Annotated in this window: 24 protein-coding genes, 2 tRNA genes and 1 pseudogene; 10 read left to right on the forward strand and 17 right to left on the reverse strand. The window is 38.7% G+C overall.

Annotated elements, in window-relative coordinates; translation table 11 throughout:
* Positions 1-363: 363 nt before the first annotated feature.
* Positions 364-831 (forward strand): hypothetical protein, encoded by a 468-nt coding sequence (locus FH971_RS09740; protein ID WP_137227139.1) that lies wholly within the window; start codon positions 364-366, stop codon positions 829-831.
* A 132-nt stretch (positions 832-963) separates the two neighbouring features.
* Here FH971_RS09740 and FH971_RS09745 read toward each other — a convergent pair whose 3' ends face one another.
* Positions 964-1,176, reverse strand: a complete 213-nt coding sequence (locus FH971_RS09745) for a hypothetical protein (protein WP_137227138.1) — start codon at positions 1,174-1,176, stop codon at positions 964-966.
* 358 nt (positions 1,177-1,534) lie between these two features.
* Between FH971_RS09745 and nhaA the strand changes: the two genes are divergently transcribed.
* A complete protein-coding gene (gene nhaA / locus FH971_RS09750; protein WP_137227137.1) occupies positions 1,535-2,896 on the forward strand; it encodes a Na+/H+ antiporter NhaA in 1,362 nt (453 codons plus the stop codon).
* Here nhaA and FH971_RS20400 read toward each other — a convergent pair.
* The 4 genes from FH971_RS20400 to FH971_RS09765 form a co-directional block, all read right to left on the reverse strand.
* A complete protein-coding gene (locus tag FH971_RS20400; protein ID WP_167496003.1) occupies positions 2,893-3,069 on the reverse strand; it encodes a hypothetical protein in 177 nt (58 codons plus the stop codon). The two genes, nhaA and FH971_RS20400, sit on opposite strands and share 4 nt — an antisense overlap.
* A gap of 218 nt (positions 3,070-3,287) precedes the next feature.
* Positions 3,288-3,364 (reverse strand) — tRNA-Val (locus FH971_RS09755).
* Positions 3,365-3,412: 48 nt separating this feature from the next.
* A tRNA-Val gene (locus FH971_RS09760) sits at positions 3,413-3,489 on the reverse strand.
* A gap of 328 nt (positions 3,490-3,817) precedes the next feature.
* Entirely contained in the window at positions 3,818-5,179 is a 1,362-nt protein-coding gene (locus tag FH971_RS09765; protein ID WP_140234176.1) for an MATE family efflux transporter, read from the reverse strand.
* Positions 5,180-5,207: 28 nt separating this feature from the next.
* Here FH971_RS09765 and FH971_RS09770 point away from each other — a divergent pair, with 28 nt between their 5' ends.
* Complete coding sequence (locus FH971_RS09770) at positions 5,208-5,822, forward strand: riboflavin synthase subunit alpha (RefSeq protein ID WP_137227135.1); 615 nt, start codon at positions 5,208-5,210, stop codon at positions 5,820-5,822.
* A 62-nt stretch (positions 5,823-5,884) separates the two neighbouring features.
* Here the strand turns inward: FH971_RS09770 and FH971_RS09775 are convergent, their stop codons facing one another.
* Positions 5,885-6,085, reverse strand: coding sequence for a CPXCG motif-containing cysteine-rich protein (locus FH971_RS09775; RefSeq protein WP_137227134.1), 201 nt, complete (start codon positions 6,083-6,085; stop codon positions 5,885-5,887).
* 480 nt (positions 6,086-6,565) lie between these two features.
* Between FH971_RS09775 and thrS the strand changes: the two genes are divergently transcribed.
* From thrS to FH971_RS09800, 5 genes are all read left to right on the forward strand, one after another.
* Positions 6,566-8,494: a threonine--tRNA ligase gene (thrS, locus tag FH971_RS09780; RefSeq protein ID WP_140234177.1), complete on the forward strand. Its 1,929-nt coding sequence runs from the start codon at positions 6,566-6,568 to the stop codon at positions 8,492-8,494.
* Positions 8,495-8,497: 3 nt separating this feature from the next.
* Positions 8,498-9,040, forward strand: coding sequence for a translation initiation factor IF-3 (gene infC / locus FH971_RS09785; RefSeq protein WP_137227132.1), 543 nt, complete (start codon positions 8,498-8,500; stop codon positions 9,038-9,040).
* Positions 9,041-9,121: 81 nt separating this feature from the next.
* Complete coding sequence (gene rpmI, locus FH971_RS09790; protein WP_011496149.1) at positions 9,122-9,316, forward strand: 50S ribosomal protein L35; 195 nt, start codon at positions 9,122-9,124, stop codon at positions 9,314-9,316.
* A 16-nt stretch (positions 9,317-9,332) separates the two neighbouring features.
* Complete coding sequence (gene rplT / locus FH971_RS09795) at positions 9,333-9,692, forward strand: 50S ribosomal protein L20 (protein WP_011637486.1); 360 nt, start codon at positions 9,333-9,335, stop codon at positions 9,690-9,692.
* Positions 9,693-9,912: 220 nt separating this feature from the next.
* Positions 9,913-11,106 carry an amino acid aminotransferase gene (locus tag FH971_RS09800; RefSeq protein WP_140234178.1) on the forward strand — a complete coding sequence of 398 codons (1,194 nt, stop codon included), beginning with the start codon at positions 9,913-9,915 and terminating at the stop codon, positions 11,104-11,106.
* Positions 11,107-11,340: 234 nt separating this feature from the next.
* Here FH971_RS09800 and yvcK read toward each other — a convergent pair whose 3' ends face one another.
* Positions 11,341-12,282 (reverse strand): uridine diphosphate-N-acetylglucosamine-binding protein YvcK, encoded by a 942-nt coding sequence (gene yvcK / locus FH971_RS09805; protein WP_140234179.1) that lies wholly within the window; start codon positions 12,280-12,282, stop codon positions 11,341-11,343.
* 268 nt (positions 12,283-12,550) lie between these two features.
* Between yvcK and FH971_RS09810 the strand changes: the two genes are divergently transcribed.
* Together FH971_RS09810 and FH971_RS09815 are read left to right on the forward strand one after the other, a co-directional pair.
* On the forward strand, positions 12,551-13,369 hold the full coding sequence (locus FH971_RS09810; RefSeq protein ID WP_137227129.1) for a glucosaminidase domain-containing protein: 819 nt from the start codon (positions 12,551-12,553) through the stop codon (positions 13,367-13,369).
* Entirely contained in the window at positions 13,362-14,015 is a 654-nt protein-coding gene (locus tag FH971_RS09815; protein ID WP_137227128.1) for a DUF2987 domain-containing protein, read from the forward strand. The genes FH971_RS09810 and FH971_RS09815 overlap by 8 nt, the downstream gene beginning before the upstream one ends.
* 83 nt (positions 14,016-14,098) lie before the next feature.
* On the opposite strand, the gene ttcA is transcribed toward FH971_RS09815, so the two are convergent.
* From ttcA to ccoO, 10 genes and pseudogenes are all read right to left on the reverse strand, one after another.
* Positions 14,099-15,043, reverse strand: coding sequence for a tRNA 2-thiocytidine(32) synthetase TtcA (ttcA, locus tag FH971_RS09820; protein ID WP_137227127.1), 945 nt, complete (start codon positions 15,041-15,043; stop codon positions 14,099-14,101).
* Between the two features lie 89 nt (positions 15,044-15,132).
* On the reverse strand, positions 15,133-16,059 hold the full coding sequence (gene uspE / locus FH971_RS09825; RefSeq protein ID WP_137227126.1) for a universal stress protein UspE: 927 nt from the start codon (positions 16,057-16,059) through the stop codon (positions 15,133-15,135).
* Positions 16,060-16,159: 100 nt separating this feature from the next.
* The gene (gene etrA, locus FH971_RS09830) at positions 16,160-16,912 is read right to left on the reverse strand and encodes an electron transport transcriptional regulator EtrA (protein WP_137227125.1); all 753 of its coding nucleotides are present in this window, start codon (positions 16,910-16,912) and stop codon (positions 16,160-16,162) included.
* 324 nt (positions 16,913-17,236) lie between these two features.
* On the reverse strand, positions 17,237-17,926 hold the full coding sequence (locus tag FH971_RS09835) for a sulfite exporter TauE/SafE family protein (RefSeq protein WP_137227124.1): 690 nt from the start codon (positions 17,924-17,926) through the stop codon (positions 17,237-17,239).
* Between the two features lie 217 nt (positions 17,927-18,143).
* A pseudogene (gene ccoS, locus FH971_RS20540) lies at positions 18,144-18,282 on the reverse strand (cbb3-type cytochrome oxidase assembly protein CcoS); the annotation flags it as partial.
* On the reverse strand, positions 18,279-20,672 hold the full coding sequence (locus tag FH971_RS09845) for a heavy metal translocating P-type ATPase (RefSeq protein WP_140234181.1): 2,394 nt from the start codon (positions 20,670-20,672) through the stop codon (positions 18,279-18,281). The gene FH971_RS09845 and the pseudogene ccoS, both read right to left, overlap by 4 nt.
* Positions 20,673-20,729: 57 nt before the next feature.
* Positions 20,730-21,209: a FixH family protein gene (locus FH971_RS09850; protein WP_137227121.1), complete on the reverse strand. Its 480-nt coding sequence runs from the start codon at positions 21,207-21,209 to the stop codon at positions 20,730-20,732.
* Positions 21,210-21,325: 116 nt separating this feature from the next.
* Positions 21,326-22,294, reverse strand: coding sequence for a cytochrome-c oxidase, cbb3-type subunit III (gene ccoP / locus FH971_RS09855; protein ID WP_137227120.1), 969 nt, complete (start codon positions 22,292-22,294; stop codon positions 21,326-21,328).
* A 5-nt stretch (positions 22,295-22,299) separates the two neighbouring features.
* A complete protein-coding gene (locus FH971_RS09860; RefSeq protein ID WP_137227500.1) occupies positions 22,300-22,476 on the reverse strand; it encodes a cbb3-type cytochrome oxidase subunit 3 in 177 nt (58 codons plus the stop codon).
* A gap of 9 nt (positions 22,477-22,485) precedes the next feature.
* Complete coding sequence (gene ccoO / locus FH971_RS09865; protein WP_137227119.1) at positions 22,486-23,112, reverse strand: cytochrome-c oxidase, cbb3-type subunit II; 627 nt, start codon at positions 23,110-23,112, stop codon at positions 22,486-22,488.
* Between the last annotated feature and the right edge of the window lie 5 nt (positions 23,113-23,117).

Here is a 23,117-nt window from a genome sequence, read left to right on the forward strand (position 1 = left end):
TAAAACCAATACGGCTTGATGACAATCGACTTGTTAACTAGATAACGAATATTAACTTCATGTTCGCTACTGCATCATTTTGGCGGTAGTGATATCCCATTACTTCATTGAGTTCCATTCATGTCTTCTGGTCATTCACAACAAACTTAGCTATCGCATCAGCTTTATATGATGTTTTTGTCATCAGTTGCCAATTTATAGCGACCTTATCTCAATCAACCTTCGGGGGGGATAAGACTGTGACAATTAAGAGTTGTTAAATTTAATGAGCACTACATTGGATGAAGACTATAACCTCATAGTGTGTACATATTAATAGCTAAATGAACCACGTTGGTTGATGAATTCTTATAGGTCAAAAATATGAAAAAACTGTTTAATAAAATTTTTGCTGGAGTTCATCTGTTCGCAGCTGTAATTCTTATCATCTTATCTTTGATAATTATGCTGTGGTCTATTTATGAAGTCATTTCTGGCATACAGTATACCTCTGGATTTATCCCATTAATGCTTCAATCTGTGGCGGCTATAATCATAGCTGCAGCCATTATTGATGTTGCACAGTATATGATGGAAGAAGAAGTTTTTAAGGACAAAGAGCTGCGAGATCCCAAAGAGGCAAGACGAACAATTACCAAAATTATAGTCATTATTACCATAGCAGTCAGCATTGAAGGACTGGTTTTTATATTTAAAGCCGGAACGAAAGATCTTAGTCTTTTACTCTATCCAGCGTTACTTATTATAGTATCAGCTATCTTAATTGTCGCACTCGGTATATATCAAAAATTAAGCGCTACTATAGAAAAAAGAGAAGAGGAAAGTGAATAGTAAATTTGTGAACAAATGATATTTACGTATGGTTTAGATAAGTCTTTCTTCGCCGCTATATGCGCGATTATCTTAAGGGAAAATGGCTATCTAAATAGAGAGGACATCAACACACTTTATTTCTCTGTTTAGCTATTTTTCAGGAATATCTTCAAGTAATTTTATGATAGTAAGATTATTGTTTAGATGAGCTAGGTCAAGGAGGTAGCTTTTCTCAAGCTCTAGCATCGGTTCATTTGCCAATAACTCCTTTACTAATTGCTCTTCACCATTTGCTATAGCGGTTTTTAAGGCTGCAAAAGTGGCGATACTGCGTGTATGTTGATCAGTATTGTTAGATCCCATTAGTTTCGCTCCGTAAATTGTTCGATATATATGTTATAGCGGTTGACTCACACTAACAATATAACCGTGTATGTTGCAATCAAAGTGATAGTAAATATATCCAATCAGACCCGATGAAAAAGTCAGTCGTTTAAACAGTTCTTGGCACTTTATCTATAGTGAACATCGTTTAGCTCTGATCGTTTGGATAATGTGATGTTACGTTAGCATTAAACTTCAGCGCTATTAACAGGATATAAAGCTGTTTTGTTAGGAAAGGTGGTATCGTATAGATGAGATATTTAATGTACTGACTTTAAAGGCATTTGGACAAATTTATCGGTTAAAAATGCAGACAGTAATGTTGCGGAGATAAGTTATGGGTTACGAAATAAAGGAAGAAAATCGTGATCATGCTCCGTTAGAGCGTGGTTTTCTTAAGTTTTCATTACCTGTGGAGTCATTCATCAATAGCCAGATCGTAGCTGGAATCGTATTACTTGTTTCGGCAATAGCTGCAATTCTTATGGTTAACTTGGGATGGCAAAACAGTTATGAAGCACTAAGTACACTTAAATTAACTCTTTCTCTTGGCGATTGGACAATAAGTCATTCATTACATTATTGGGTCAATGACGGGTTGATGGTGTTGTTCTTTTTCATTTTAGGGTTAGAAATTAAATATGAATGCTTGGTCGGAGCGCTTAGTGATATAAAAGATGCTGCATTAGTTATTGTTATGGCCCTGGGGGGCATGGTGCTCCCGGCACTGATATATTCAAGCATTATTTGGATTAGTGAGTCGTCGAATGCGTATCAAGGTTGGGGTATTCCTATGGCAACTGATACGGCATTTGCGATAGGTATTTTAACACTTTTAGGGGCTAAAGCACCTCGTGCTGCTTACATTATTCTTACTGGTTTAGCCATTGTAGATGACATGGGAGCCGTTGCTGTTATCGGATTATTTTATACGGAACAAATCGAAGTTCTGCCACTATTTTGGGCTGCTCTCACGCTATTAGTGTTATTTTTTATCAACATTCTGGGCATAAGAAAACCTATTTTTTATTTAATGGGTGGTTTTTTTCTTTGGTGGTTTATTCTTCAATCAGGCGTACATGCAACTACGGCAGGTCTTTTAGCTGCAATGATGGTACCGACGCGTCCTTATACCAACAAAGTTTGGTTTCGTCGTAAAATGCAAAATGTCATTCAAGACTTTCAGGACGTAGACAGTTTAGGTACTCCTATCCTTGAGAATGAACAACAACACGCACTCGCCGTAAAGGCTGAAGATATTGCCAAGCAAACTACAGCGCCGATATTACGTTGGGGTTATACACTAGACAAACCCGTCAGCCTTATTATTTTACCTTTGTTTGCTTTTTTGAATGCAGGCGTAATGTTACCCACTATAATTCCTGATTTTAAAGATACTGTGGTCACACTAGCAATCATATTCGCATTGGTTTTAGGAAAGGGGATTGGTATTAGCCTTTTTGCTTGGTTAGGGTTAAAACTGGGTGCGGTAAGGTTACCTAAAGGTGTGGTATTTCCTCATATCATTGGTATCGGCTTTTTAGCGGGTGTAGGCTTTACTATGTCATTGTTTATATCAGTATTAGCGTTTGAAGGGCAACCCGCTTTAATCGAGCAAGCTAAACTGGGGATTCTTTTCGGTTCATTAATTGCGGGTATAATAGGGGCTGCTATATTATTTTTAGTTTCTCAAGATTAAGTTAAATTCGAGGTGTCACTGGTACCAATAGTCGTAATGCAAAACTCATCCCAATTCATTACTGGCGAGTATGTTTGGCGAAAACAGTATAAGTCTCCAATTGTCTTTGTTTCAAGGACTTCTAGATCGCTAGGCTCAACTTTGGCATCAGCATTACAACGTGTTTTTTCCATGTAAGTTGAGACTAAAATCAACAAATTATCTACACGTCATCACTGTATGTATCATTAATTACATGAAACCATTCAAATTTAGAAATGATTATAGTGTCTTTATTGATATTGAAAAATATGACTTTTTCGTAAATTTTAATTTATTTAGGATATATGAATAATTTAAAGTGATTCAAAGAGTTTATTGTTAGCAGGAAAGTGAATTACGTAATTTAGAATGGTACAACCGAGTGGATTCGAACCACCGACCCCTACCATGTCAAGGTAGTGCTCTAACCAACTGAGCTACGGTTGTATTGTGTACTTTTAATACAATCTCAATATTTAGACTCTTTGAAAAGAGTGGTACACCCGAGTGGACTCGAACCACCGACCCCTACCATGTCAAGGTAGTGCTCTAACCAGCTGAGCTACGGGTGTATTGTTTACTTTTATTACAATTCCAATGTTTAGACTCTTTGAAAAGAGTGGTACACCCGAGTGGACTTCTTTTTACTACAAGAATACCGACCTCTACTGCTTGCTTTCAAATGAGTAGGTTATGTTACTCTTTTGCCAGCTGAGCTACAGGTGTATCGTCTAAATCAAAACTAAAATCATTTTGCTTCAAAGCGGACGCCATCTTAAGGGGGATAGGCTATTGCATGCAAGCAAAAAAAACAATTTTATCGCTAAATGGTGATTTGCTGTGCAACTTGGTTCAAGGTTAAGCAATATTAATAGGTTAACCTTGAATAAACACACTTAATTAACCAATTTGTTGAAACACAACTCCTTTAGTTTGAATGTGTTTCAACCTAATAAAAAACAAAATTGCTGCGGTTGTTAACCCTGCGATTAACCCAATCCAAAAACCTTGTGCGCCCATTGCGTCAACAACCCAATTCGTATATCCCAAAATATAGCCAGTAGTCATCCCGATGCACCAATATGAAAACAAGGTGATGTAAAAGGCACTACGGGTATCCTTGTAGCCACGTAATGCGCCTGCTGCAACAACTTGAATAGAATCCGATATTTGATAAAACGCAGCGAGCATCATCAAAGTTCCTGCTAATGCTACAACCTCAAGGTTATCGTTATACAGTAAGGCAATTTGGTGTCTAAAGGTTATTGTTAAAAATGCGGTAAAAATAGCCAGTACGAATGATAAACCCAAACCCACTTTGGCGACTAAGGCCGAAATCTCAGGCTGTCCACGTCCAAGGTAATAACCAATTCGAATAGACACTGCGATACCGATTGATAGCGGCATCATAAATACGATAGAAGAGAAGTTGAGGGCGATTTGATGACTGGCGACTACATTAGCCCCTAGCGGCGCTAAAAATAACGCGATAATGGCAAATAGACTGACCTCAAAAAATAACGCCATTGCTATTGGCATTCCCAGTTTGGTCATAGACCACATACTGGCTAGATGAGGACGATAAAACTTTTTAAATAATTTAAGCTCTTTAAAGGTTTTATCAACCAACATATAAATGACCATAGCGACTAACATAGCCCAAAACACTAATGCAGTAGCAACGCCACAACCAGCGCCTCCCATTGCAGGAATGCCAAAACCACCATATATAAACACGTAATTGGCAGGAATGTTTATGGCTAAACCAATAAAACCAATCATCATGGTTGGCATTGTATAAGAGATGCCCTCACTGCAACCGCGCAATACTTGATAAAGCACAAAAGCAGGGGCTCCCCATAAAATGGCATTAATATATCCGACCGTCAGAGAATGTAATTGGGGTTCTAAATGCATCAAGTCGAGTAAATATGTAGAAGATGCGAGAAAGATCATCACTCCAATACTGCCTATTATGGCAATATAACCAGCCTGATACATGAGTGACGGAATAACTTGTTGATTATTGGCCCCATGATGCTGAGAAAATACAGGGGTAAATGACATTAATAAGCCTTGAACAAATAAAATAGCAGGTAACCAAAGGCTAGTTCCCAAAGCTACTGCGGCCATATCTATCGCGCTGACTCGACCAGCCATAACAGTGTCGATAAAGCCCATCATGGTCTGAGTCACTTGCGCAACGAGTACTGGGAGCGCTAATTTTATTAAGCGTGATATTTGAAACCCTGTATTATTCATTAAAAACCTATTACGGAACGAGAAAAATATGTTTACTGGTATAGTTCAAGCTACTTGCGAAATCGTGTCAATTCATCATGATACCGGTCTTAACACTTTTGAAATTGCGATGACTCCTGAATTAACACAAGGATTAGTAACAGGTGCTAGCGTAGCCAATAATGGTGTTTGTCTTACTGTAACCAAGATACTAAATGATAAGGTTTTTTTTGATATAATGGAAGAAACTTTAGCGGTGACAAACCTAGGTAATTCTCAGATTGGCGACAAGGTTAATATTGAGCGTTCATTAACATTTGGCACCGAAATTGGTGGCCATATTTTATCAGGTCATGTGCATACTCAAGCTACAGTAAAAGCGGTTAGTCACACTGATGAGCATTATAATATTGAACTGCAAGTCGCCCCTCAATGGATGAACTACATCTTTTATAAAGGATTTGTGGGTATTAACGGCTGTAGCTTAACGGTAGGCAAGGTAAGTGACAATGGTTTCTTACTGCACTTAATTCCTGAAACCTTAAAACTAACCAATTTAAGTCATTATAAAGTTGGCAGCAAAATCAATATTGAAATAGACAGCCAAACACAAGTAATTGTAGATACAGTGGAACGCATTTTAGCCAAAAAGCAGCTTGGATAACCAACTAAGTGTTTGGTTGATTATTAACCACTGGCTATGTAATGAGAGCCAGTGGTTAAGGATTAATAAATTTGTTCATCGTCTGAATCAATATGAAGTTCGATTGTTCGTCGATTATCATCTAGATGCATTCGGATGTGTATTGGATTACAGCATATACGACAGTCATCGTAATATTCTTGGTCACCAGAACTGGCATCTATAGTGACATCTTGGTAATGCCCGCAATGAGGGCAACTAATGGCGCGCGATAGCAGTCTCATATTTAATACTCCTCAAGCACTCGTTATAAACAAGTATAGTGAGAATTATATGTTTTGGATCAATAAATCGAAAGCAGGCGACTTTACTAACTTAAAAACTAGACTTTAAAGTGTTACTTGATTAAACGCCTTTAAATACAACAGGTAAAGCCATCAAATATATTCATCTATAATTTGTATTTCGACTTAATGGTTACCCTGCTGGGCATATTTACATTTTATATCCACGGCCTTTCTGATTTGATTTATGGTTATATCCTTTTAAAACAGCCATTTAAAATTAAATTGAAAAACTACTTATTATTTTCCCTCGTATGGTTGCGCCATAATCCGGTTATCGCATAAAATAAAAGCTTACGTTTTTGGGTAACTAAGACTCCTGTACTGTCTTGATTTCATTAACGTGTCTCTCGTTCAAATTGAACATATTTAATTACCATGTGACCCTACGTGTGGGTCACCACTGGAAAAGGAAGCTTCATGCCTATTATTACCTTGCCTGATGGCAGCAAACGTGAGTTTGCCAATCCTGTATCGACTCTTGATGTTGCATTAGACATCGGCCCTGGTTTAGCCAAGGCGTGTATCGCTGGCCGTGTTAACGGTGAGCTTAAAGATGCAACCGACTTAATCACAGCAGATTCAGAGTTAGCTATCATTACGGCTAAAGACGAAGAGGGTGTTGAAATCCTTCGCCATTCTTGTGCACATTTATTAGGTCACGCGATCAAACAAATGTGGCCAGAAACCAAAATGGCAATTGGTCCAGTTATTGATAACGGATTTTACTACGACATAGATTTAGATCATAAGCTGACCCATGAAGATATTGAAGCCTTAGAAAAGCGAATGATGGCTTTAGCGAAAACTAATTATAACGTCGTTAAAAAAGTGGTCTCTTGGCAAGAAGCTCATGATGTATTCAGTGAACGTGGCGAAGTGTATAAGGTTGCTATTCTTGATGAAAACATCAGTAAAGATGCAACACCTGCACTTTATCACCACGAAGAATATATCGACATGTGTCGTGGACCGCACGTACCAAACATGCGTTTTTGCCAAAATTTTAAATTAATGAGTGTTGCTGGTGCCTATTGGCGCGGTAATTCAGATAATAAAATGCTGCAACGTATATACGGTACAGCATGGGCAGACAAAAAAGCGCTTAAAACCCATTTAGTCCGCTTAGAAGAAGCCGCTAAACGCGACCATCGTAAAATTGGTAAACAATTAGATTTGTACCATATGCAAGAAGAAGCGCCAGGAATGGTGTTTTGGCATAACGATGGTTGGAGCATATTTTTAGAACTTGAAAAATTTATCCGTCAAAAACTAGGTCAATACACTTATCAAGAAGTGAAAGGCCCACTGATGATGGATCGCGTGTTATGGGAACGTTCTGGCCATTGGGATAAATACGCAGAAGCCATGTTTACCACTAACAGTGAAAACCGTGAATATGCAATTAAGCCTATGAACTGCCCAGGCCATGTACAGATTTTCAACCAAGGGTTAAAATCTTATCGTGACTTACCATTGCGTATGGCTGAGTTTGGTTGTTGTCATCGTAACGAGCCATCAGGTTCATTACATGGCTTAATGCGCGTACGTGGGTTTACTCAAGACGACGCTCACGTATTCTGTACTGATGATCAAGTCCAACAAGAAGTCAGTGCATGTATCCAAATGGTATACGACACATACGCTACATTTGGTTTTGAAAATATCGTGGTAAAATTATCAACACGCCCTGAAAAGCGTATTGGTGATGACGACATGTGGGACCGAGCTGAAGACGATTTAAAGCAAGCATTAACAGATAATAATATTGAATTTGAAATATTACCTGGTGAAGGTGCTTTTTATGGCCCAAAAATCGAATTTACTTTGCATGATTGTTTAGATCGTGCATGGCAATGTGGTACAGTACAACTTGATTATGCATTACCGACTCGTTTAGGTGCTACTTATGTAGCTGAAGACAACAGTCGCCAGACTCCGGTGATGATACATCGTGCGATTTTAGGTTCATTAGAACGTTTCATCGGTATATTGATAGAAGAATACGCAGGTAAATTCCCAACATGGCTTGCTCCAATGCAAGTTGTTGTAATGAATATTACTGATAAACAAGCTGATTACGTTGAAGAAATTGTAAAATTCTTCAAAGATCAGGGTATTCGAGCATCTTTTGACTTGAGGAATGAGAAAATAGGCTTTAAAATACGCGAACACACTTTAAAACGTGTGCCTTATTTGTTGGTCGTTGGTGATCAAGAAATGGAAAATAAGGAAGTAGCGGTGCGTACACGTGACGGTATCGATTTAGGCAAGTTAAAACTAGAAGATTTCGCCGCGATGATACGTCAACAAATTTCGCTCCGTAGTCTCAAATTGTTGGAGGAATAGGTCATAAAGATCAAAAGAACAGCAGGGCGACAGCCAGCCCCTAATAGAATCAATGATGAAATCACTGGTGTACCTGAAGTCCGTTTGTCAGGTTTAGATGGTGAACCAATTGGTATATTAAGTATAAAAGAAGCTCAGAATGTTGCAGATGAAGCCGGAGTTGATCTTGTAGAGATCAGTCCCAATGCTGAGCCTCCTGTCTGTCGCATAATGGACTACGGTAAGTTCCTTTTCGATAAAGCGAAAGCTCAAAAGGAACAAAAGAAGAAGCAGAAACAGGTCCAGGTTAAGGAAATTAAATTCCGTCCTGGTACTGATGAAAACGACTATCAGGTAAAACTACGCAACCTGATTCGTTTTCTAGAAGATGGGGACAAAGCGAAAATTACGCTGCGTTTCCGTGGTCGCGAAATGGCACACCAAAACCTAGGTATGGATCTTTTGAACCGTATTAAGGCTGATTTGGAAGTATATGCGGTTGTCGAATCTTTCCCGAAAATGGAAGGTCGACAAGCAATTATGGTGCTAGCACCTAAAAAGAAATAGTAGGGCAACCTAAAGTAGCAAAAGTCTTTGAGGCTTTTGCTCGCCTTACGTTTATTAACGTCCCAATGCGGAGTTTTAGAAATGCCTAAAATGAAAACAGACAAGGGTGTAGCGAAGCGTTTTAAGAAAACCGCTAATGGTTTCAAGCGCAAGCAAGCACACTTACGTCACATTTTGACCAAGAAAAGCACTAAGCGTAAGCGTCACTTACGTGCTAAATGTTTAGTTGCTAAATCTGACGTTCCAGCAATCGCGCGTCAACTACCATACGCTTAATTTAGGAGTTTAGAAAATGCCAAGAGTTAAGCGTGGTGTAACCGCACGTGCTCGTCACAAGAAAGTTTTAAAGTTAGCGAAAGGTTATTATGGCGCTCGTAGCCGTACTTACCGTGTTGCTGTTCAGGCAGTAACTAAAGCTGGTCAATATGCTTACCGTGACCGTCGTCAGAAAAAACGTCAATTCCGTCAGTTATGGATTGCACGTATTAATGCAGCGTCTCGTCAAAATGGTCTGTCTTACAGCCGTTTCATTAACGGCTTGAAGAAGGCGTCTATTGAAATCGATCGTAAGATTTTGGCTGACATCGCTGTTTTCGACAAAGTTGTTTTTGCAACTTTAGTTGAGAAAGCAAAAGAAGCGTTAACTAAGTAATTAGTTTGTCGCGTTAAAAAGAGGAACCTTAGGGTTCCTTTTTTTATGCCTAATTTAAGGCTTTAATTTTTGAAACGAGTATTAAAATGCCCTTAAAGTTGAGCAATGTTTAATTTATCATAAAATTATCTCAACTATTAAATATCTCACTACTCACCGTAGCCATACAATGGTATAACTAAGCAAAGTTTGTCTATTCACTTCATTTAGGATAGTTGTAATGATCTTTTCTCAAGTAACACTTGCTCCAGCAGACCCCATCTTAGGCTTAACTGATGCATTTAAAGCAGATACACGCCCTCACAAAGTTAACTTAGGTGTAGGCATTTATAAAGATGAAGCAGGGCAGACGCCTATTTTATCTTCTGTAAAAAAAGCTGAAGCTATTTTGCTTGAAACAGAAAAATCTAAGAATTATCTCGGCATTGAAGGCGTACAGGCATACAACCAAGCGGTACAAAATTTATTATTTGGCCCTCAAAGCAAAATCATTACAGACAAACGTGCAGTAACTGCGCAAGCTCCAGGCGGAACAGGTGCATTACGTGTGGCAGCAGAGTTTTTAGTTCGTAATACTGGCTCAACAACAATTTGGGTTAGTAACCCGACTTGGGCGAATCACAAAAATATTTTTGAAACGGCTGGATTAACAGTAAAAGAATATCGTTACTATAAAGCCGAAACCCATGATATGGATTTTGATGCAATGTTGGCTGACTTATCAGATGCTAACGAAGGTGATGTTGTATTGCTTCATGGCTGTTGCCATAACCCAACGGGTATCGACTTATCAATTGAGCAATGGCAACAAGTGGGAAATATTTGTTTAACTAAATCGTTATTACCATTATTTGACTTTGCTTACCAAGGTTTTGGTGCGGGTATTGAAGAAGATGCACAAGGTCTTCGTGCCGTTGCCGCACAGGTTCCAGAAATGCTTATTGCCAATTCATTTTCCAAAAATTTCGGTTTGTATAATGAGCGTATTGGCGCGGTAACGATTGTTGGTGAAAATCAAGCTGATGCTGTTAAAAGCTTTAGCCAAATAAAGAAAACTATTCGAGCTAATTACTCTAATCCTCCAGCTCATGGTGGATTAATTGTCAGTACTATTTTAGCTGATGATGCATTACGTCAAGAATGGGAAGGTGAGCTGACTCAAATGCGTGAACGTATTGCTGAAATGCGCGCACTATTCGTTGAAAGCCTCAAAGCCGAAGGCGTTGAACAAGATTTTAGTTTTATTTCCCGTCAAAATGGCATGTTCAGTTTTTCAGGTTTGAATAAAAGCCAAGTGGCTCGTTTAAAAGATGAGTTCGCTATTTATATTGTGGGCTCTGGTCGTATTAGTGTTGCCGGTTTAACCAAAAATAATATGCCAGCGGTGTGTAAAGCGATAGCTCAGGTGCTCTAGTTTACCCAGTGCACCGTAGATAAAAAAGGCTGCATAATGCAGCCTTTTTTATTAACATTGTTCTATATAAATTAATATAACAACACGTCAGCAAATCTACTGTAATTGATTGATAGCAAACGCCTTAAACTCTTCCCGCCGTTCACAAATATCACTACCAATATGCATCTGAGTTGCTTAACTCGACTTATCGTAAAATCATTTACATTATTCACTTAACTATCTTATAACGTTTTACATTTGTGCTGCCAAATCAATCGGCTGATAATGCAGCTGGCATACTTGGTCAATAGCTTCTGACAATGCCTTTTTATCATGCAACCCGGGATGGTGCTGACTAACTAAAGGAAATTGGTTAAATCGAACACCATTTATTTGATCATGAGCCAATTTAACGCTACTGCCATGTTGTATGACATCTGCAATAACGTTTTGACCTATAATCTGATTGAACCAAGCAATTTTATCTTCAATACTGAAAGTGCTAGCAGGTGAGTATTCAGCTGTTAAATTATCAATCAATATGACATGTGCGTTAGCATCACGAATGCTCTTGGCTATTTGCGGGAGTAATAATGGCGGCAGAATACTGGTTAAAAAACTTCCGGGGCCTATTATAATTAAATCTGCTTTAGCTAACGCAATACACGCTTCTGATGTTGCTTCAACTTCAGGCTCTAATAGCAATGCAATTGGCGCTTCTAACATGCCATCGACATTAAGCTCTCCAAAGACTTTACTACCACAATGCGAAAGTGCAACAAGATGGGTAGAGGCTTCAGACATTGGAATAATATTAGTTTCAATTTTCAGTAGACCACGAATTAAATTTACCGCTTCGAGTGGCCTTACACAAAGTTGATCAAGTGCATGAAGCACTACGTTACCCAAATTGTGACCAGACAGTTCATTGTCACCGGTAAAGCGATGATCAAATAGCATTGAACCTAATGAAGGTCTATGTGCCAAATGGGAAAGGCAATTACGTAAGTCTCCCCAAGCAATTGTTTGTTGATCTTGTCTTAGTCGCCCAGTCGACCCACCATTATCTGTAGTTGCTACGACCCCAGTTAATTTAGGACCCAGAAATGATAATGCAGCAAGAATGCGGCCTAAACCATGTCCGCCACCTATGGCTACTACATGATGATAATTCTTAAGTTTGTGATTCAACATAATCTGTTCTCAAATCCTTGAGTTGTTGAATAAAAAATATGCAGAAAATGAAAAACTGCCTAATGATAATGTCGGTTTAATTTTAACTGTATATTGTCATGAAAGTGTAATTAATTTTAGTTTTTGTAGATGATGACTTAACATACTCATATCAATAGATGGCAATCACTCAATCGCTCAAAAGTCGTTGGCTGTATCCTATCGATTTTAAGGTTATAATTACCAAAATAGATAAGTCGAAATAGCATTTTTAATAAGGCAGGTACTATTGAAGATAGGTAATATAGGTCAAGTGACATTTGCGATAGGCTTAGCCATTTTTGCTTTGTTGGCGATGAGACTATTTATTATTCCTGACACCACTACTGTATCTTTACAGTCAAGCACCGATCAATTCAATCATATTGATTTAGGTGATATGCCTATGTTTGCTGAAATAGATCACATCCCCACTAAAAAACAAACCTTCTTTGACTATTTTCGTCCGGCGATAGAAGCGCAAAATCACATTATTAACCAAGATCGTCAATTTCTAATAAGTGTTATAGAACAAATTGATAATGGATTAGAGCTAAGTAAATCTGATAATGAGAGGTTAAACTCAATTTTCGAAAAGTATCAATATGACGTTAAATTAGTGACTCGGAACACCTTAACGCCATTATTAAAACGTATCGATATAATTCCGGTCAATATGGTGTTAATACAAGCTGCCAACGAAAGCGGTTGGGGGAGTTCTCGTTTTGCTGTTGAAGGGTTTAACTTTTTTGGCCAATGGTGCTTTAGTGAAGGTTGTGGTTTAGTACCATTAAACAGAGATAACGGTAAAACACACGAGGTAGCAGTATTTGATTCACCAAAAGATTCAATTGTTGCGTATATGAACAACTTGAATACCCATCCAGCATATCGTTTATTCCGTTCTATTCGTGCCGATTTACGCGGGCAAAATGTCAAACTCACTGCTGACAAATTGGTTTATGGATTAATTAATTATTCTGAACGAAAAGACGAATACATAGATGAGCTACTCGAAATGCTTAAACACAATAAGTCATATTTACAAGGAAACAACGCTAATGCGTAATCGCACGCTACTTAACGGATTTATGTTTATATCAACAATGTTAATGATAAATAACAGTTTTGCAGAAACCGTTTCATTAGAATACAAAGGTTTTTATGACCGATTAAAGCAAGTTAACAAACAAAACTTTCCTTTAGTTGAGCTAGCATTCAGTGTGCCGATGACACCAGATTGCATGATAAAGTCAGGAAGCATTACAACCGAAAAAGAACAGTATCCGTTAACGTATACCAAGCAACAGCGAATATTTATTCCTTATGATGCACAACTAAAATCTGACCGTGCGCTCGTCAATATTCATGTAATTGGCGATGCTTCAAAATGTGCTATTGCCATGCAAGTTCGCGCTAAAGAAGCAAAGCAAAGCTACACTCAAACAGAACTGTTAGCATTGACCGCGGATATGAATCGATTACTAGATGGGTTACAAGGTTTTCCAATGAAGTACTTCCGTAACCCTATAAATGGACTGACATTTGAGTTTGATAAGATGCAGAATGATAACGAAAAGGTCAAGCTTGTTATTGATAATGTAGAATCAATGGTGAGTGAAACATATCCGCTAACACTTGAAAAAATCAACCAATTACAACAGATATCATTTTCTCAGAAACCCGATATTGTCAGCCCGCTAGTGACGAAGTAACAATCAAGTGGCAGTCAAATAATAATGAAATAAAGGCGTTGAATTCAACGCCTTTATTTTGTCTATTATCATCAGAACTATCATTAAGGCTTAAACGTTTCAACTACATCAATCCGATTGCTGATGTCTAAATTTATATGACCATTGTTATTAATATCAACAAAATCAAACGCTGGTAAATTAGCATCAGCAACATCACCATTGTTGGCTGCATCAGGATTGCGTTCTAATGACACAAAATCAAATTGTTCTCTATCTACACCTTGCGATGGCGCGGTATTTTGCATTGCAGTGAAAATGGTTTCAATTCGACCTGGGTGTTGTTTATCCCACATTTGCAACATGTCTTTAATGGCACCACGTTTTAAGTTTTCTTGTGAACCACACAAATTACAAGGAATGATAGGAAACGATTTCAGCGTCGAATATTCTTCAATATCTTTCTCGCGGCTGTAGGCTAACGGACGAATAACGATATTGGCACCATCATCAGACAATAATTTAGGCGGCATAGATTTTTGCTTGCCTGCATAAAACATGTTTAAGAATAGTGTTTCAATAAGATCATCACGATGATGACCTAATGCAATTTTTGTCGCACCAATGTGTTGAGCAAATCCATAAAGGGTGCCGCGGCGTAAACGCGAACACAATGAACAAGTCGTTTTGCCTTCAGGAATTTTTTCTTTAACGATTGAATAGGTATCTTTTTCTAAAATATGGTAAGCAACGCCTAGTTTGTCTAAGTAGGCGGGTAGAATATGTTCGGGAAATCCTGGTTGTTTTTGATCTAGATTAACCGCCACAATTTCGAAATTGATTGGGGCACGTTGCTGAAGATTTAATAAAATATCCAACATGGTATAACTGTCTTTACCGCCAGATAGGCAACACATAACACGGTCACCTTCTTCGATCATATTATAATCTGCAATAGCCGAACCGACTTCACGTCGAAGGCGTCTCTGCAGTTTATGCATACGAGTGTTATTTGTGTTAGTGATAATATCGACTTCAACTTCAGACATAAAAATGCGCCCAGTAACTAAGTGTTTCAGGGCGCGTATTATTCCAGTATTCTGGGGCAGGGTAAAGTAGTTAACCTATTCTCTTGCAACTAATCTTCTAATGGTGATTTATATCCGTCTGGTTTAATTGCTAACAAATCACAATTGATACTGTCGATAACATGTTCTGCGGTATTACCAATTAACGCTGCTGAAAAACCAGTACGACCTACAGTGCCTAGCACAACTAATTCGGCATCTAGCTTAGTTGCCATTTCAGGAATAACATCTTCAGGTAAACCTTCTTCAACATGGCAGTTTTCTAAAGGAATATCATAAGCTTGAGCTAAATATTGAACTCTTTGCTCATGCTGCATACGCACAGTATTGTTATATACATTGGCATCAAAATCGGGTAATTCAATCGCTAAATTAACCGGCGTGCCAGGAAAACCATTTACTAAATGTACATTTCCAGAGAATTTTTTCGCTAAATCAAGGGCATAACTGATAATTTTACCATTAAGGTCCTGATGGTCTTTATCATCAGTTACCACATTAACCGCACAAATAATGTTACCCGTTACTGGCCAATCATGTTCTTTTACTAGCAACACAGGAATAGGTGATTTACGCATTAAATGCCAATCGGTCGGGGTAAAAATAACGGCTTTTAGCTTGTCGTGTTCATGGGTGCTTTTAACGATTAAATCATATTGGCCTTTCATCGCATAATTAATCACACTTTCAAAAGGGCGATTATGCCAGACCACTTCAGTGTTGATATTATTAAGCTTATTTGAGCCACTTATTACATTTTCTAACCAAGCAACACGTTGATCGATAACACCTTGACGCATAGCTTCGCGTTCTTGGCTAGACAAAATTGAGGTCATTTCATAAGAAAAGTCAAAGATTGATAAAAAAGCCGTTATCTTGGCCTGACTTTTAGAGGCTAATTCAACAGCTCGCGCCAATGCAGGTTGGGTATCCGTCGTAGGATTGATTACCACAAGTATCTTTTTATAATCCTTCATAAAACCTCCGAAACTGATAAATTTTGTTATTTGTATTGTCTATTTACAGTATCAATATTTCCTAATAAATAAACGTTGAGATAGATCATGCATATTCAATTTAAGTAGCTATACGAGCGTTTCCAGCAAGGCTACTCAAAGCCGCATGATCGGTAATAGAAATATATTTACCTTTTACATCTATTAACCCAGACTTTTGAAATCTACCTAATAAACGGCTAATCGTTTCAACCGTTAACCCTAAATAATTACCAATATCACCGCGTGTCATTGTAAGACGGAATTCATGAGAGGAGAAACCACGGTTACCAAAACGATTAGCTAAATTATTAATGAATGCAGCTAAGCGCTCTTCAGCATTTTTCTTTGATAGGAGGAGGATCATTTCTTGATCGCTCATGATTTCGTTACTCATTAAGCGCATAATTTGTTGGCGAAGCTTAGGCATAGTTCCAGATAGGTCGTCTAGCGTATCGTAAGGTATTTCACATACCATTGAGGTTTCTAATGCTTGGGCAAAACTTTGATGATATTTAGAATGTATACCATCAAAACCAATGACATCACCAGCAAGGTGGAAACCAGTGATTTGCTCATCACCCTGTTCTGTAATGGTATAGCTTTTAATCGTACCAGAGCGAATCGCATACAATGACTTGAGAGCATCACCTGATTTGAAGATAAGATCCCCTTTTTGGATGGGCTTTTTGCGTTCAATAATGTTGTCGAGCTTATCGAGCTCATCATTATTTAACGTAAAAGGGATACATAGCGCCTCCATACTGCAGTCATGACAATGAATGGCACTGCCGCTGGCCGGTGGACGTCGAGTTTTAATCAAATCTGAAGACATACCCATTCTCAATTAATGAAGATTGTTCTATGTTATACCATTCTTCATTAATAAGGTACTGCTCAGCAGTAGAGTTATATGGACTAAATGAAATGAATGGGGCGTATAATATTGACACTTATGTGTTGATATATAAACACAAATCTATCTAAGCTTGTTCACTCTATGGAGACAGCCTCTAGTTGATATCTCTTAATCCATCAACACGATATTAAAGTAGAACAAGAGACGATCTCTAACAATAAATTGTTCGAAACTATATATTTATTAGTTATAGGTTATATATATCTTGGTTACAATATCTGATTTGTTAACATATATAAACTAGTTTAGTTGATTAAAAGCGATATAAAGCGTTTGCAAACCAAACAATATTAATAACCCACCGCTAAACAATCTCACTGCACGTTTTTGAACCCACTGAGCTAAGGTTTTAGCCGCTAATCCGGCAGCAAATAGAGCAGGTAATGTGCCTAAACCAAATGCGAACATAATTAAACCACCCTGTAATGCGCTACCTGATGCAACTGACCAGGTTAGTGTACTGTACACCAGCCCACAGGGTAACCACCCCCAAACCATACCAGCCATAACCGCTTGTAACGGATGTGTAATAGGAATGAATTTACGGGTTAACGGTTGTAAATAGCGCCACAGTATTTTGCCAACTTTTTCAATGTGTACAATTCCAAACCATATCTGAGCAATATAAAGCCCAGTAAAAATCATCATAATACCCGCAAAAATGCGTAAAAAGATTAAATAGCTATCAGCATCGAATAGATGACCAAGGGCAGACACACTGCCTCCTACAATGGCACCTGCCATTGTGTAACTAAAAATACGTCCTAAATTATAACTAAAAAGAAATTTAAGTTGCGTACCTAAACGAGATTGCCCTTGAGAAGGAATATTGGCTGAAAAAGCGCCGATTAAACCGCCACACATTCCAAAACAATGCGCGGCACCCATCAATCCGACAATAAAAGCACCACCAACGTTATATTCGATCACTGGACTTACTCTGCTTTAATATGAGTGGTAGTCGAACCAACAGGTTTAACATTACGGTCGATAGGAGAAGATGTAACATCATTCTCACTCGTAAAAATGTCACTCGTAGAACTATCACTTAGGGAATGTTTAATAGCGGAAGAATTTATGGATGAGTCATCATCAACATTGCTGTTTGTATTCGCACTGGCACTAGCATTATTGTTTGCAATTGTGTCATCTTCATCGAACAGTATCGACACACTTTGTCTATCCAAGTCATCAAATTGTTCAGATTTTACGGCCCAAAAGAAAATCGAAACTGCAATAATGACAAACAACATCGCAATAGGTATTAATACGTAAATGATACTCATAATTTAATCCTAAGAAGCCGTAAACTGTTACTCACCACAATAAGTGAACTAACAGACATGCCAATAGCTGCAATGTACGGGGCAACATGTCCTGTCACCGCTAATGGCAAAATAACCATGTTATAAGCAAAGGCCCATAACAAATTTTGATGAATAATCTGTTGTGCTTTCTTAGCCACAAAAATAGCATCGTTAAAACGAGATAAATGATCGCCTAATAAAATTAAGTCGGCACTGTTTTTGGCAATAGCACTGCCACTGCCCATAGCCACAGACAAATTGGCTCCTGCTAATACTGGTGCATCATTAATACCATCACCAAACATAGCAACATTAGCATGCTGTTGTAATTGATTTATTAATGCTAACTTACCTTGGGGTGACAAACCTGAATGTACATCCGAAATACCTATTTTTTTCGCTAAAAACTCAACATGTCCTGAATTATCTCCACTCGCAATACTCAGCTTTATGTTTGCGGCTTTTAACGCATTAACTGTTGCTAAACTGTCAGCCCGTAACTGGTCTATCAATTCAATCTTGGCAACCAATTCATTATCAATAGATAAATAAATCCACTGACTTTCTATGGCTTGCGGAGACACAATGTTGAGTGAAGGCATAACAAACTGTGAAGTTCCAATGCAAACTTGTTGTTGATTAATGCTGGCGCGAATACCTAAACCAATATGGTGATCAATGAGTTCAACTCTGTGTTGATGATCATAAAAAGGTGAAAAAGCTAACGCGATGGGATGTAATGAACCTTGCTCTATTGCGGCGGCGAGCGAGAGAACTTGTTGAGATGAATATCCGCCAAAGGTTTTCACTTCACCAATCGATAAATGACCACAGGTTAAGGTTCCCGTTTTATCAAACACCACATGATCGATTTTAGGCAGCTTTTCAAAAACACCGGCCTTTCGAGGAATCACACCCAACTTAGTAAAAATAGCTGAAGCACAAGTTACCGCTGTTGGTGTTGCAAGGGCGAGGGCACAAGGACAAGTCGCAACCAGTACTGATAAGGTAATCCAAAAGGCATCATCAGGAGAAATGAATAACCACACCACATATGTTATTGCCGCTATCGATAAAACCGTGCCAGAAAAATAGCGCGCTAACCTATCGGCCAATAATGCAATGGCGGGTTTATTGTTTGATGCTAACTCCTGTAACCGAATAATTTCAGCAACCAGTTGATCTTGCCCAAGTGCGACAACACGGACCTCAAGTGGTTGTTCAACATTAATGGTGCCAGCATAAACGCTATCAGACACACGTTTGCCAATTGGCATCTGTTCACCCGTCAGCATTGCTTCATTAACACTCGATTGTCCGCTAACGACTTCAGCATCTGCAGCAATCACTTCACCTGGTTTAACTAAAATAATATCGCCAATCTTTAATTGTTTAGCGGCAATTTCAGTAATTTCACCGTTGCAACGCAGATGCGCAGTGAGTGGCACCAGCTTATGTAAATTGCTTGAACTAACTGAGGCTTTTTGCCTAGCCGTTTGTTCAAAATAACGACCCAATAATAAAAAGAAAGTAAACATGGATACTGATTCAAAATACACTTCGCCATTACCCTGAATAGTGGCAATGCAACTGGCCACATAAGCACCAAATATAGCAATAGAAACAGATACATCCATATTAAGTTTGCCACTTAATAAACTGCGAATTGCACTGAAATAAAATGGCTGTGCAGAATACAGCACGACAGGTGCCGCAAAGATTAAACTCACCCAACGAAAATAGTCCCGAAACTCAACCTCTAGATCGGAAAAATATCCAGTGTATAAGGCAAGGGCAAACATCATTACCTGCATGGTGGCAAAACCAGCAAGGCCTAAACGTAATAAAAACTTGCGACTGTCTGCTTTTGATTGTTTTTCTTGTTCATCAACTTGATAAGGCGCGGCTTGATAACCAACCTTACTGATAATCTGCAGGATTTCACTGAGTTGAATAACCTGACTATCCCAGCTGACTAACGCCCGTTGTGTTGTAGAGTTAACCAAAACATTGCTGATACCAGCAACGGGCTTGAGCTTATGTTCGATTAACCAAGCACACGCTGCACAGGTAATGCCGTCGATAGACAAAGACGTTGAGTTGATATTATCTTTTTTGTGAACAAAATCCTGCTGAACTTCAGGTAAATCATAGGCACTGTATTGTGACAATTGCTCTGGTATTAAACCTGTTTGACGATGACCCGGTTCACTACGGAATTGATAATAACTGCTTAAACCAGCATCCATAATGGCCTGCGAAACCGCTTGGCAACCAGGGCAACACATAGGTTGTGGTTGCCCATTAATCACAGTGGTGAACTTATCACCCGTGAGTACCGGCTCATTGCAATGGAAACAAGATGTCATCTATTTATACCAGCTTAATTAAATATGTCATCACACAGAAACAACATGGATATGGTGTTAATTTAGCCAATATTCAACGTCATCTTTAATATCTATGCGTTGTTGGATACGCCATTTAGCGTCAAATCCTTCAAGACGCACTTCCCAAGGCCCGGTAATCGCATCATCTAAAGGGATGTGATAAACATAATTGGCGTCTGCCGTGGCATTAAGACTGAAATCTTTAGCTTCAATGGTAGGGTGATAAAAACGGACATTAAGCGCCGCACGATATTCAGGGCCACCGTGTTGAGTGATGGTTAACTCTTGATCTGCAACCGTAACCAAAAATTTCATGCCAATTTGTTTAGCATATTTTATCTTACGCAAATCCATGTTAATGGCTTTGCCTTGTTTATAATAATCTTCAGCAACTAATGAATCAGAATTATCCAAAGCAATCTTTAACGTGGCTAAACTGGCAATAACGGCACACATAGGTAAAACAATTAAAAACCAAGGCCAAAACTGTTTATACCAAGGGGGTTCTGTCGACATGATACATCCTAAAATCATTGAAATAATTCGGGGGGTATTTTACCCCGTAATGGCTTAATAATCACTTAAAAAAAAGGCCTCGATAAATTCGAGGCCTTGATGTTACTTATATATAACTATTTGTTTGATAAGCTATAAACATAAGCAGCAACCACATGGACTTTCTCTTCACCAAGAATGTCTTTCCATGCAGGCATAACGCCAGCGCGGCCGTTAGTGATAGATTGTTGAATCACACCACGACTACCGCCATATAACCAAATATTATCAGTTAGGTTAGGTGCACCCATGAACTTGTTACCTTTTGCATCCATACCATGGCATGCAAAACAACCTTTCATAAATGATCCTTGACCTTGGGCAGCTAACGCTTCGTCATGTTCACGTCCAGACAATTTAACCACGTATTCAGCAAGACCTTTAATCTCGCTGTCTTCGATAGGTAAACCACCTTTAGGCGGCATCATACCGTTACGACCATTCATGATTGTGGTTTTAATTGTGGCAAGTTCACCACCATATAACCAATCACTGTCGGTAAGGTTAGGGAAACCCTTAGAACCACGAGCATCAGAACCATGGCATTGTGAGCAGTTTTGTAAAAACAAACGTCCGCCCACTTTTAATGCTTCAGGATCTTTAACCAGTTCTTCTAATGGTGTCGCTAAATAGGCCGCAAAAATAGGACCGTATTTCTCTTCAGCACGAGCCACTTCGCGGTCATACTGAGATAAACGGTTTTCTGCTTTTGCTGCTTCAAGCGCTGCAGCTGAGTCAGCTTTAATGCCTTTATCAGTACCAATGCTTTGGTTAGAGCTTGTCCAACCAAATAGACCTTTGTAGTTACCAAGGCCAGGATACAGAGCTAAATAGATCACACCGAAAAAAATGGTCAAATAGAACATGTATGCCCACCACTTAGGGAGTGGGTTGTTCAGTTCTTCAATGCCATCAAAACTGTGGCCCATTGATTTACCTTCTTCTACTCCGGTGTAATTATTATTCACCAGTTTTAGAAGGATAAAACAACCAACAATAACCACAATCGTCAGTACAGAAATCCAAATACTCCAAAAGTTACTCATAATCATTACTTCTGATCTCCCGAGTCTTTTGACATTTTTGTAAGTTCATCTTCTGTAAACACTAAGTTTGCCGCTTCGTCAAAATTTGACTTGCTGTGCTTGCTGTATGCCCAGAAAAATATACCTACAAAGGTCACCATAACAACTATGGTTAAAATACCTTGAAAAGTACCGTAATCCATCATTGCCTCCTATTTGAGTGCGTGACCCAAAGATTGCAAATAAGCAATCAGTGCCTGCATTTCTGTTTTGCCTTCAACCGCTTTTTGAGCGCCGGCGACTTCTTCATCAGTGTAAAGATCATTACCTTTATAACCACCTTTATGGAGGTTACGTAGAATAGTCATCTTGTCACCGGTCAGAACGCCGTCTAGTTTATTCTCGGCTAACCAAGGAAAACCAGGCATGTTTGACTGTGGTACAACGTCACGAGGGTTCATTAAATGAACTTCATGCCATCGATCGCTATAACGTCCACCAACACGTGCTAAGTCAGGTCCGGTACGCTTAGAACCCCATTGGAATGGATGATCCCAAACAGATTCACCAGCAACAGAATAATGACCATAACGTTCCGTTTCAGCACGCAAAGGGCGGATCATTTGGCTGTGACAGTTGTAACAACCTTCACGAACATAAATGTCACGACCTTCAATCTGTAACGCTGTATAAGGAATAAGACCTTCAACAGGTTCAGTAGTGTCTTTTTGAAATATCAGTGGGGTAATCTGCACTAAACCACCAAAACTAATGGCGATAACAGTGAAGATAGCAAGCAGACCGACATTTTTTTCAATTAATTCATGATTAAATTTCATCGAAT

The organism is Shewanella polaris, from assembly GCF_006385555.1.
Lineage (GTDB): Bacteria > Pseudomonadota > Gammaproteobacteria > Enterobacterales > Shewanellaceae > Shewanella > Shewanella polaris.